The organism is Pseudoalteromonas sp. TP27 (genome assembly GCF_056470645.1).
Genome location: NZ_JARDAK010000003.1, coordinates 301,363 through 313,205, shown reverse-complemented (window position 1 = coordinate 313,205; position 11,843 = coordinate 301,363). Strand labels below are relative to the sequence as shown.

10 protein-coding genes are annotated in these 11,843 nt (G+C 37.4%); 6 read left to right on the top strand and 4 right to left on the bottom strand.

Features of this window, described 5'->3' with window-relative positions; all coding sequences use genetic code 11:
- Positions 1 to 52: 52 nt before the first annotated feature.
- From PX700_RS06035 to PX700_RS06025, 3 genes are read left to right on the top strand one after another with little or no spacing between them, the layout of a single operon-like run.
- Positions 53 to 1,156, top strand: coding sequence for a hypothetical protein (locus PX700_RS06035; RefSeq protein WP_479520185.1), 1,104 nt, complete (start codon positions 53 to 55; stop codon positions 1,154 to 1,156).
- A 2-nt stretch (positions 1,157 to 1,158) separates the two neighbouring features.
- On the top strand, positions 1,159 to 1,497 hold the full coding sequence (locus PX700_RS06030) for an STAS-like domain-containing protein (RefSeq protein ID WP_479520184.1): 339 nt from the start codon (positions 1,159 to 1,161) through the stop codon (positions 1,495 to 1,497).
- Positions 1,497 to 2,042, top strand: a complete 546-nt coding sequence (locus tag PX700_RS06025) for a hypothetical protein (protein WP_479520183.1) — start codon at positions 1,497 to 1,499, stop codon at positions 2,040 to 2,042. Before PX700_RS06030 ends, PX700_RS06025 begins: the two co-directional genes overlap by 1 nt.
- 269 nt (positions 2,043 to 2,311) lie before the next feature.
- Here PX700_RS06025 and PX700_RS06020 read toward each other — a convergent pair whose 3' ends face one another.
- The 4 genes from PX700_RS06020 to PX700_RS06005 all read right to left on the bottom strand — a co-directional run bounded on the left by PX700_RS06020 (position 2,312) and on the right by PX700_RS06005 (position 7,859).
- Entirely contained in the window at positions 2,312 to 4,156 is a 1,845-nt protein-coding gene (locus PX700_RS06020; protein WP_479520182.1) for a hypothetical protein, read from the bottom strand.
- Between the two features lie 571 nt (positions 4,157 to 4,727).
- The gene (locus tag PX700_RS06015) at positions 4,728 to 5,828 is read right to left on the bottom strand and encodes an HNH endonuclease (RefSeq protein ID WP_479520181.1); all 1,101 of its coding nucleotides are present in this window, start codon (positions 5,826 to 5,828) and stop codon (positions 4,728 to 4,730) included.
- Positions 5,825 to 6,421, bottom strand: coding sequence for a class I SAM-dependent methyltransferase (locus tag PX700_RS06010; protein ID WP_479520180.1), 597 nt, complete (start codon positions 6,419 to 6,421; stop codon positions 5,825 to 5,827). The genes PX700_RS06015 and PX700_RS06010 overlap by 4 nt, the downstream gene beginning before the upstream one ends.
- Before the next feature lie 196 nt (positions 6,422 to 6,617).
- Positions 6,618 to 7,859 (bottom strand): UPF0149 family protein, encoded by a 1,242-nt coding sequence (locus PX700_RS06005; RefSeq protein WP_479520179.1) that lies wholly within the window; start codon positions 7,857 to 7,859, stop codon positions 6,618 to 6,620.
- A gap of 248 nt (positions 7,860 to 8,107) precedes the next feature.
- Between PX700_RS06005 and PX700_RS06000 the strand changes: the two genes are divergently transcribed.
- From PX700_RS06000 to PX700_RS05990, 3 genes are all read left to right on the top strand, one after another.
- Positions 8,108 to 8,845, top strand: coding sequence for a substrate-binding periplasmic protein (locus tag PX700_RS06000; protein WP_479520178.1), 738 nt, complete (start codon positions 8,108 to 8,110; stop codon positions 8,843 to 8,845).
- Between the two features lie 236 nt (positions 8,846 to 9,081).
- Positions 9,082 to 10,680 (top strand): ABC-F family ATPase, encoded by a 1,599-nt coding sequence (locus tag PX700_RS05995; RefSeq protein ID WP_479520177.1) that lies wholly within the window; start codon positions 9,082 to 9,084, stop codon positions 10,678 to 10,680.
- 461 nt (positions 10,681 to 11,141) lie between these two features.
- On the top strand, positions 11,142 to 11,603 hold the full coding sequence (locus tag PX700_RS05990; protein ID WP_479520176.1) for an REP-associated tyrosine transposase: 462 nt from the start codon (positions 11,142 to 11,144) through the stop codon (positions 11,601 to 11,603).
- Positions 11,604 to 11,843: the final 240 nt, after the last annotated feature.

Here is an 11,843-nt window from a genome sequence, read left to right as displayed (position 1 = left end):
CAACTCAAATGTTGCTCTGAGACGATGTTGTTTGATTTATAAGGAAGTACTCTTGAAAAAAAGCATGCAATTTGCACATAAATACAAACACTCTATCTACACCTCGAGAGCTGAAAATGCTTTATCTCGAAAAGGTAAAAAGTATATTGAAATCAGAAGTAAACAGATTAATAATCTGGGTAACACTAAAATTATAAAAGCTCCTGATCTTTTGTCTATATACTCTATTGATGAAAAATATAAAACGTTTCATCCATTTAAAGAAACTTTAGCCTTCAAAAATAACTTAGTTAGAATAATTGGATCGTATAATTGTATTATTGATTTCAGCAGTACTAAATCATTTACTGCTGGCGCAATGGTCTACTTATTTGCCCAAATTCAATCAATAAAAAACCTTAATAAATTTAAGATTAAAATAGCTTGGTCCAAGGAGTCTAAGCATGTTAATAGAATAATCAAGAGATCTGGTTTACCTAAGTTATGCCGAACGGGTAACCCTATAGAGGATCTTTCTAGTGTTAGATCATTACCCGTCGTTAATGGAGTTGGCATTCAACATTATGCTCAGATTATGGACTTTATTCAACGTCGATACTACAAAGATGAAATGGACCCTGAAATAGAATTTAAAATTGGTGATGCTTTATCTGAAACTTTAAACAATGTTGGTAGACATGCGTATCCAAGACTAGATAATAAAGAAAAAAAATGGTGGATGATTTGCGATGTTATTGGTGATCAGCTCTATTTATGTATCTATGATAGTGGTGTAGGAATACCGAAAACAGTAGTAGAAAAAACATGGTTTTTGACTTCCTACGAGAAAACCTACCCTGTGGAATATGCGACTCTCAAAAAAGAAGTCGGTTCAGTACTTGATAAGGTTAAATTGGTAACATTAAATATGTTTCAAGATCACCAATTGATATATTTGTCTATGATGGGTGATGTGTCTGGTACTAAAGAAAAAAAACATGGTCAAGGTAGTAAAAGTATAAAGGCTTTAGTAAGTGATACCAATGGTGGTAAACTCTGGGTTTATAGTAATAATGGTCTTTATAAATATGAAGATGGGGATAAGTCTCCACAGGTTTACAAGTTACCTAGCGAAATATCTGGAACTTTAATCCAATGGAATATAAAGATAGGATAATTATGAAAACTATTGTTGTAGTAAAAGACTTCCATAAAGAACCTTACGGCCGATACCGTTCAGATGCTGAAGGTTGTGAAAAAAGTTCAGGACAAACTTTTAGGGAAGAGGTATTGGCGCCTGCGCTGAGAGAAAACGAAAGCGTTTTAGTCGATTTAACTGGGTATAACCGATATGGTAGGTCATTCTTAGACGAAGCTTTTGGGGGGTTAATTAGAGAAGAAGGGTTCACAGGTGCAGATCTCTCATCAAAATTGAAGTACATACACAGAGATGTAAAAAGTATCATACCGGTTATAGATGAACGTATTGATGCTGCTATACGAGATACTTCATCATAATGAGCTACACACAGTTTTTCTTACAATTATTTGGCTGGGGCTTTATTTTCTACCTTCATAGCCGTAACCTCCGAAGAACTGAGTTGGGACGTTTAAAAGATTCTTTTTTAAGTCAACTTAAGTCTGACTTTGAATGGTTAAATAAAAAAGTTAAACATACAATCGATAATAAAACTGAAACTACTAAATACCAAGCTAGCACTCTACAGATTGAAGAAATCGTAGCATCTAAAATAGCTCAGTTAGAAGAAAAAATTGAACATTTGAATCTTGTATACAAAAGAAAAGCATTCGACCCTGCAATGCTTTCAGAGTTCTATAGCTTAAACATTTTTGACTTAATGAAGGCCGACGACTACGAAAGAAGACTAAACATTATAGAAACAAGCATAGTGACTAAAATTAACACTTACTATACACATAACTTGTATCTTAATAGTAATACCCAAAACTTTTGTAAGGCCTATAAAGAAGAGTTTTTAGGGGCTGTATTTGGAAGCATATTGATATTAATTTGGACTTTAATTTTTATTGTTTGGCTCTAATTGAAATATGAAATATAACTTACTCCGCCATTGCCCTTTAGCTCCCCCCATGATCTCACCCGTAAATTATAAATTGGTAAATCTTCACTACAGGGATGCAATTTAAGCTGTGACTCCACCGCGGATGGCGAAATCGCGTATTCAAATTTTAGCTTGAGGATAAAGTATGACCCTCGGGAGAGCCGTGGGATTTCAAAGAGCGATAGCCGCCCTTTGGTTGCTATCGCCAACGTGATATAAAATCACCTCTGAGTAATTATAATAACCCTTTAAATATTTTTCGCTATTAATTCAGCTTTCAACAAGCCGCCTTTAGTCAATAACTTGGGCGCGAAACTTGGATTACGTTTTGATTTGTAAGCATCAAGTATTAACTTAAGGCCATGTGCTTCGAGTAGTGAAATATTGACCTCTGTATCCATTTCAGCTGATTCAATGAAATCATCAGAAAAGCTAGGGGCTATTATTAATACTTGTGCCACGCGCTTACCTTGATTTTCAGCGCGGGTTACATAGGCTTTTACTTGGCGTGACGTTGTTGAATATTTAGCAAAATCACCATTTTTACAGGTTTTTGCTTCACCAATAATTATGTCGTTATCACTGAGCGAAATTACAATATCGGCTTTATCTTTAGTGGTATTTAAATCTTTTCGTAAGTCTTCATCGATATTGAGCTCTAAAAGTTCAAAAATAGCTTTTGTAACTTCTTCGAATTTAACGCCAATATCAGCTTCTGTTACATCTGCGCCAACTTCTCTTAATGCGTTAATATCACGACGTGCTAGTGCGTCATAGTTCTCTATTAGCTTATCTGTCGCGTTTGCAAAGCTTTCTAAAATAGCAAAACGTGCATTGCCACGCTTAGAAAGCCCCATGCTGTCGCGAACTTCTCTTACTTCATCATTTGATAGTAAATATAAAATATCGTGTGGCGTAATGCTTAACGCACGTAGTTTTTCGGTATCAATAACTTCGTTCGCTTCAAGTTCAAACGCTTCTTTTAACACTGCTTGCATAGTTGGAAAGTGTTCTTCTAGCGTTTTTAAAAGCTGTTTGAAGCCGCTTGCGCTTAGCGAATCAAACTCTTTTTCTGTAGCGCCTGATAATGATGACAGTATTAGACCAATGCGCTCATCTAAAGTAGTGCCTAGTTTTTCTGTATCAATTTCTAAATCTTGTATCAGCTGCTTTAATCTGTCTTTGCGTTGATTTTGGTTATCTTCAACGTTATGAATATCGTCGGATAATAATTTAGCTGCGCTAATTCCTGAATGTATAATTGTTTGAATTTTATCAGTTCGGCTTACGCCTCTAATTTTACGACCATGGGCTTTTAAGGCATTGGAAAGTTCGGCATCTGTTAGCGTTCTAAGTATTCTTAGCACGTATTTATCAGCTAAATCTTTTCCTTGGATCTCATTCAATAGCGTAACTATTTCATCAGGAATGAATACTTCTTGTCGCTTTTTACTGATAAATAATAACCCCATATCTCTGAGGCTATTTAAGGCATCCAGTACTCCATTTTTTGGAATAACATCAACTAAATGCTCTACAGCGGCGCATTCATCAGTAGTTAAATTAAGTTCATTAGCCAGAACGTTGAGAACACTGCGCTCATCATCTGTAACTTTAGCTTCTCGGTTATTTTTTTCATCATTAAAGTATGCTTCTTTCATACAAGCATGGTAAATTTTTAAGGCTCGGTTTCGCTCTAAAACACTTTCCGCTGCGCCTTGCTGGATACACTCTTTGAGCTCTTTTGATAGCTTAGATAACTCAACCCATTCTTTTTCATAAAGTGACTCTATCCAACTAATTCTTGCTACACCATTCCCGTCTCGACTTAAAATATTCACCAATAAGTTAAGTTGAGCGCTACTCATTAATATTTGTTCTTGGACAGAGATTTTGAAGAAGTCACGAACAGTATTGAACAGTTGAGTAATTTCACTACCTGAGGCGTTTTTAATTTGACCGTCGATATTATCGATTGTTTTCGCTAGTTTTTTATTGTTTTTAGCGGCATCAGAACAAAGACGATCGAGGCATGAAATGAATTTTGATTTTTCTACTTGGTTAACAACTGATAAAACTTGGTTGAGTTTCATTTTATAGAGTCCTTTCTAATTATGTTTCAAATAAGGTAACAGTAAATTACTACTAGGGCAATAATCGTTCAGTTAGTGTTAATTTTGACACCCAACAAAAATAGAAAACCTACATTTATAAACACCAATCTACCAACACACTCCAATTCCCCGTGATCACACCTGAAACTTAGTTAATGATGAGTAATTTACAGCATGGATGCTGTAAAAAGCGTAGCTTGGCCATGGATGGCCTATCTACGCTGATTACGTTCACATCATTAACGTAAGTTGAAGATAAAGTGTGCTCCTCGGGTGCGCCGTGGGATTCCAAAGGGCGGTCGGCGGCAGCCGCCCTTTGGTTGCCATCGCCAACGCGATATAACCTCGAATAGAGGTTTTTAATCCTTTAAACCCACATCAAAACACCAATTTATGAACGCGATATAAAATCGCACCTACACATTAATTACACCAAAATTTAAAAGCTGCGCTTTTCGCGCGAGCAAGCTCTGCGCCTACAAGTTAAAGCGCGAGATAAACCCACGCCTAACAACCCAAAGCGCGATGTAAAATCGCGACTACGCTACGGCTACACGTCATACCTTGGCTTTTCTTCCGCTACTAAATCCAGCACAGCACTTGGTTGTTGATATTTAAAACCAGCTGCTTTTTCAAAACTGCCTTTCGCTACCCATAACTTTGCACTATTTGCCTGTGCAACCTGATATGCCCAATCGCTAACCGAAAGCGACTTATCTGAATCGCAATTAAAGTAATTACTAAGTTCACTTGTTAAATACTGGCTATTAGTTACTAAGTTTTGTTCTTGCCAGCGTTCGCGGTGAAGTTGCGCAGCTAAAAAGTCACTTTTACTGTTGTTACAGGTGCTATGTGCTGCCACAAAGTTATGACCTAAATCATTTGCGTAGCGAACAAACGGTATAAAGTGATCAACCTCGGTTTTACTGTTCAATGGTTTTTGACAATAAAAACAATTACCGTGCTGAAGCTCTATTAACACAGGCTTGGCCTTACTCAATGCATTGCGATCAAAGCCGAATAAAAATTCGTGTAATTGGCTTTGTGGGCCAATTAAGGCTTGGTTATGCTTAATACTTTGAATTTTTTGCAGCCATGCGTTTTTTGCTAAATAAACAACTAAGTCGTAAAAACGCCTAAAGCAGCCTGCAATACCTTCATTTAAGGTAATGTATGATTGGCCTTTAATATGGGGATACAAGAAACACTCTTCTTTGCCATTTAATTTTTGTAATAGCCAAAGCGGGCCGTCTTTAATGGTTTGTAATGTTGAGCTGCGTATATTTTTCCAACCGTCGCTCTTTTTTAATTGGCTAATTGAATTAATATTATTTAATTTTGCATCATGAAGCGTAGTTATAATTTTGGCTTGTTTATTAGAGTTGGTATTTTGTAAAAGTAGTTCCTCTCTATTATTACCAATTGCACCAAATGGCGATGCTTGGTGCCAATATAAAGTAATAAATTTGTCGACTAGTTCATCAAATTTTATTTGTAACTGTGCTTGTGGATCAGCGTGATGTTTTTCGATACTTATATCAGCAATTGCATGTAACAATGCATATTTATAAGTAGCTGTGAATTCACCTTCGACCAACATACGTTGTATATAAGCTATAAAGTCGAGCTGTTGCTGCATTGCTCCAATCATAAAACGTGCACTACTTTTATAAGCGCATTTAGCCACACTTCACTTTCGCGCCCTGGGCGCTGATCAACGCTTTGCCATTGTTTAATAGCTTTTAACTGCGTATGGCTAAGTAAATGTGTTAAAGCAGTTTCGTTTAAATCGGTAAATTCACGACCATTGTGCACACGCTCTGTATCGCCATATTTAAACGATACATACAAAACACCATTGGGTTTAAGCGCATTTTGTAGGTTTAAAAACACCTGCGGTAACTCCGCTTTTGGAACATGTAATAAACTAGCGCAGCACCAAATACCGTCGTATTGATTTACACAATTTAGCTCTTGGAATGTTTTAACCGCTACAGGTTGTTGTAAGTAACTGCTTGCCAACTCTGCCAGCTCTGGGCTTGCATCAAACGCACTCACAGTAAAACCCTGTGTTTTAAAAAATGCGGCATCACGCGCACTGCCACAACCGGCATCTAAAATATGCCCATATTGTGCAATATGCGGTAAAAACTCAGCATAAAGCGCCGACATATCAACGTTAAGTGTTGAGTCGCTAAAGGCTTTGGCATTTTGGTTGTAATAAGTAAGTGTAGTGTTTGACACGAGACTCACCGCTCCTTGGCTAATCGTTTAACAGCTAAGACACTGTTAATACTGCATTCATTATTTGTTTAATCTACAGGAACAAGCGCATTAAATATAGGCTTAATAAGTAGAAATTTTTATATTAATACGCTGTTATTATTAAGTGCTTATGTTGAGCACTGAGCGCGATATAAACCACGCTAAACGTTTTTTGTTATTTTTTTCTTAACCAAAAAAGACTCGCGGGAACCGAAATCCACGCTTGTTTACCTAACGAATCAAGATAAACGCCTACCTCTTCTTTACTGCCTGGGCTGTAATATGGCGGCTGTTCTTTTAGTTTTTCTTGCCCTGTGAGTATTTTGGCAAAGTGTTTACTTTGCTGCTGGAGCATTTTTTTGTAATCGTTAGCGGGTTTTGAATCGCCATGTTTTACAAAAGCACTTAGCGCACGGCTTGCTGTTGCGTGTAGCTCTTCACTGTCGGACTTAACCAATAGAGCGTCTAACTTGTCCCATTCTTTATTAATTATTAGGCAATTCATTAATAAAAAGCGATTACCTTGATTGTCGTTTGGGTTTAGCGTTAATAACTCTTCGAGCTCTGACTGTGCTTTTTGGGTATAACCATGCAGTGCGTGTATTTTTGCTCGATGCGCGCGAAGCATCATATAGGGGCGGGTTTCGTGCAAGCCCCAAAAGTGCCCTGTGTTGTCTTTAATAAATTGCTTGGTTATAAGCCCACCTTCCATGATTTCTAGCAACATCTGCATTGGCTCAAGTGCTTTTAGTTCGGTATCGGCAAGTACCAGTTCAAGTAGTTCATCAAGCTTATCTAATTCATTTGATTCTTCGTCTAAAAAGCTGTTGTTAAATTGTGCCTCATCTTCATCACTTAAAGTTAGGTCGTTACTAAAGCGAAGCTCAAAAATAGCGTCGGCCATAAAATAAACATAATTACGTTTATATTCTTGGGCGTTATATTGAGCAAATTCACCAAATACTCTTGCCGCTGCTTTTTCGCTAGTAAACGCTTTTAAAACGCTGCTTATATTATTAAGCGCCTGTTTTTGCCCTGCATCAAGCATACGTTTATTTATATTTTTAAGCGCCTGTAAAACCCCTTTACAGTAACTTGGTAGGGGCATATTCGGCTTTAGTGAATCCCGGTAGTCTTGCTTGGATAGGCTGCATTTTGCTGGCATTTTTAATTCGTTTTGAATTACTTTATCCATGCTTTGGTTATACAGTGCCATTAAGCTTTCGAGATATTTTAGCTCGCTCTCTTTTTGAAGGTTAATATCTCCAAATAAATCAGGCTGCCATTCACTCGGGGTGAGCATTTGGGGTAACACACCTAACCCCATTAAATAACCTTGTATAAAATAGTAATTTGGTTTTTTAGTGCTTAATTCACTGAGTTTTATAACATTGTTGCGAATTTTAGTTGGCGACATAATGTGACCTGCTATGTATAAATTTATTATTAGTGTACCCGTAGATAAGGTTACCAACAATATGACTGTTAAATTCACGCAATAAATACAATTTTAGATTAGGTGACCAATAACTATACCTAGGTTACTTTATCCTCAAGTACATTTTTACGAGCTATTTACATATTCACACAAACCCGCGCCGCTAAAATACAAAAGCTGGTTTATACTGTTGTAATAATGAGCAAAAATAATAACTATGAGGCGCAATGAATAAAATAATAACCATATTTTTATGTGTGCTGTTTACCGCTCCAATAAATGCATTTGCTTGTGACAGAACATTTAGCGTTGCCTCGCACGATGCCTTTTGGCCGCCGTATGTAATGGGCATGAGTAATGTATTTAAAGGTACTGAAGTTGATGCGCTTAACCTTATTTTTAAAGACTCCCCTTTTTGCTTTAAAGTTGAACTACTGCCTAATTCAAAACGCGCTTTCACTGAAATTAGACATGGCCGAATAGATTTAGGCTGGGCTGGTAGCTATACAGATAAACGTGCTAAATACGCTCACTATACTGTTAGCTATCGTACTGAGGTTATGCGTTTATACGAAAACAAAAACAATACGCATGTAGTTAAAAGTTTGGCTGATATTTTTAATCAAGGTTTAACCATAGGCGCTAACTTTGGAAGTTACTACGGCGAAGAGTTTGAAAAATATAAAACAACGCATAAAAAACAAATTGAATACACCAGTGCAACCAGTAAACGCTTTGAAATGCTTAATAAACAACGTATTGATTTTGCTATTGAAGACGAGTTAGTGGGTGCTTATTTTGCAAAAGAAAACTCGAGCATAAAATTAGTCACCAACATTGAGTATGTAAATAAAGACGATATTTATTTAATGTTTAGCAAAAAAACGGTGTCGATTAATGAACTTAAAATAATTAATAAGCACATAAAAAATAACGAAGCAGCGCTCAAAGCAATTTTCGAATAGCAGTTATTGGAGCGAGATGAACGCTTTATTATTGGCATTATTTACTTAACCAATGCAGTGTTTTTTGCTTGTTTTTATTAGCGCAAACGCTTGGTTATAAATTAGCTGCCTTTTATCTTTCATTAGTTGTGGCTGATCTGTATAATTCGCCAGCTAATTTACCCTATTGTCTGGTTCTTGTTTGTGGCGTGTTGCTGCAGCGTATTCCTGTCAGTACTAATCTAGGATTACCCTTTTTGATCTCCACCGCAAATATTACGATGCAGTTTGGCGCAGAGCCGTTGTTTGAAAACATTTCAGCTAAATTTGGTAACGGTAACCGTTACGGTTTAATTGGCGCTAACGGCTGCGGCAAGTCGACTTTCATGAAAATTTTAAGCGGTGCGCTTGTACCAAGTGCGGGCAATGTATCTATTACGCCTGGGCTAAAAGTGGGTAACCTAAGCCAAGACCAGTTTGCTTTTGAAGAGTATAGCGTAGTTGATGCCGTAATTATGGGCGACGTGGAGCTTTGGAAAGTAAAGCAAGAACGCGAACGTATTTATTCGTTGCCAGAAATGAGCGAAGACGACGGTATGAAAGTAGCTGACCTTGAAAGCGTATTTGCTGAAATGGACGGTTACACGGCAGAAAGCCGCGCTGAAGAAATTTTGCTAGAAGCGGGTATCGATAAAGAATTTCATTACGGGTTAATGGCAAACGTAGCACCAGGTTGGAAATTACGTGTGCTTTTAGCACAGGCGTTATTTGCAAACCCTGACATTTTGCTACTTGATGAGCCTACCAATAACTTGGATATTCATACAATTACGTGGCTTGCTAATGAGCTTAACAAACGTAAATGTACAATGATTATTATTTCGCATGACCGTCACTTTTTAAACTCGGTATGTACGCATATGGCCGATATTGATTACGGCGAATTACGTATTTACCCTGGTAACTACGAGAAGTTTTTAGAAGCTGCGGGCTTACAACGCGAGCAACTTTTAGCTGAAAACGCTAAAAAGAGCGCTGAGATTGACGAACTACAAGACTTTGTTAACCGTTTTGGTGCTAACGCGTCAAAAGCTAAACAAGCAAGTTCGCGCGCTAAAAAAATGGATAAAATTAAGCTTGATGAAGTTAAATCGTCGAGTCGTATGAGTCCATCGCTTTCGTTTGACGAAGGTAAAAAAATGTATCGTCAAGCGCTTGAAGTTAACAAGATTGGCCATGGTTTTGATGGCGAAATGTTATTTACTGGCGGCGATTTACTATTAGAAGCCGGTGCTAAGCTTGCTGTAATTGGCGAAAATGGTGTGGGTAAAACCACCTTTTTACGCTGTTTAGTAGACGAGCTTAAAAGTAATGAAGGCGAAATTAAATGGTCTGAAAATGCGACCTTTGGTTATTGCCCGCAAGACAGCACAAAAGATTTTGAAAACGATTTAACGTTGTTTGATTGGATGTCGCAATGGCGTACAGCTAAGCATAACGATTTAATGGTTCGTGGCATGTTAGGCCGTTTGTTATTTACAGCAGACGATTCAAACAAAAAAGCACGTAACTGTTCTGGTGGTGAAAAAAACCGCCTGTTATTTGGTAAGTTAATGATGCAAGACGTTAACGTACTTGTAATGGACGAACCAACAAACCACATGGATATGGAAGCCATTGAAGCTTTAAACAATGCGCTTAAAGACTTTGAAGGTACGCTTATTTTTGTAAGCCATGACCGTGAGTTTGTATCGTCATTAGCTACGCGTATCATTGATATTAAAGATAAAAAAGTAATCGACTTCCAAGGTACGTTTGACGAATACCTTGCAAGCTGTGAAGAGAAAAAAGCGTAAACTTTTTCTAATTACTTGTAAAAACGGTGCTAAATTTAGCGCCGTTTTTTTATGGGTGATTAAGTAATTAGAAGCTACGCTTCTCGCGTGAGCAAGCTCTACGCCTACCACAAAATTTAACGCTGTGGTTTGATTTAACCTGTAGACGCGCTGCTTGCTGGCGTTTAAAAACGCAGTTTTTACAATGGGTGATCGAGTAATTAGAAGCTGCGCTTCTCGCGTGAGCAAGCTCTACGCCTACCACGAAAATTTAAAACTGTGGTTTGATTTAACGTGTAGACGCGCTGCTTGCTGGCGTTTAAAAACACAGTTTTTATAATGAGTGATTAAGTAATTAGAAGCTGCGCTTCTCGCGTGAGCAAGCTCTACGCCTACCCCAAAACTTAACGCTGTGGTTTAATTTAACTTGATGAATACCCTTTTTTATCTATATTTATAAAAACCAATAAATTAAAACCTTTATGTATTCCTCTAAAAAATTATTAGTTGGGCGCCACTCCTCTAAAAATAAATTTTACTCTGTAACAATATGCACAAAACAAAGAATTCCGTTATTTATGAGCTTTGAAAATGCATGTATTGCGGCAAGAGGTTTGGTTTATATGCAAAATAAGGTGGATACAATCTGCTATATCCTAATGCCAGATCATCTCCATTGGTTATTTCAATTGAAAGATTTACCTCTTAATGACGTTGTAAGGCAATATAAAAGTATTACCACGGTGAACATTAATAAGTTTAATTGTTCTAATGGGAAAATTTGGCAGCAAAACTATTTTGAGCATCAGCTCAGAGCAGAAGATGATTTAATTAACCAAGCACGTTATATAATTGCTAACCCTTTACGTGCTGGGCTTGTAAATAAAGCTGAGGAATATCCATTTTGGGATTGTGTTTATCTTTGTGATGATGAGCTTAAGTAATTAGAAGCTGCGCTTCTCGCGCGAGCAAGCTCTGCGCCTACAGGTGGAATTTAACGCTGTGGTTTAATTTAACTTGTAGACGCGCTGCTTGCTGGCGTTTAAAAACGCAGTTTTTACAAGATTATTAAACCACACATGCATTGACTCCTGCTCTTATATACAAGGTAATTAGAAGCTACGCTTCTCGCGTGAGCAAGCTCTACGCCTACCACAAAATTTAACGCTGTGGTTTGATTTAAC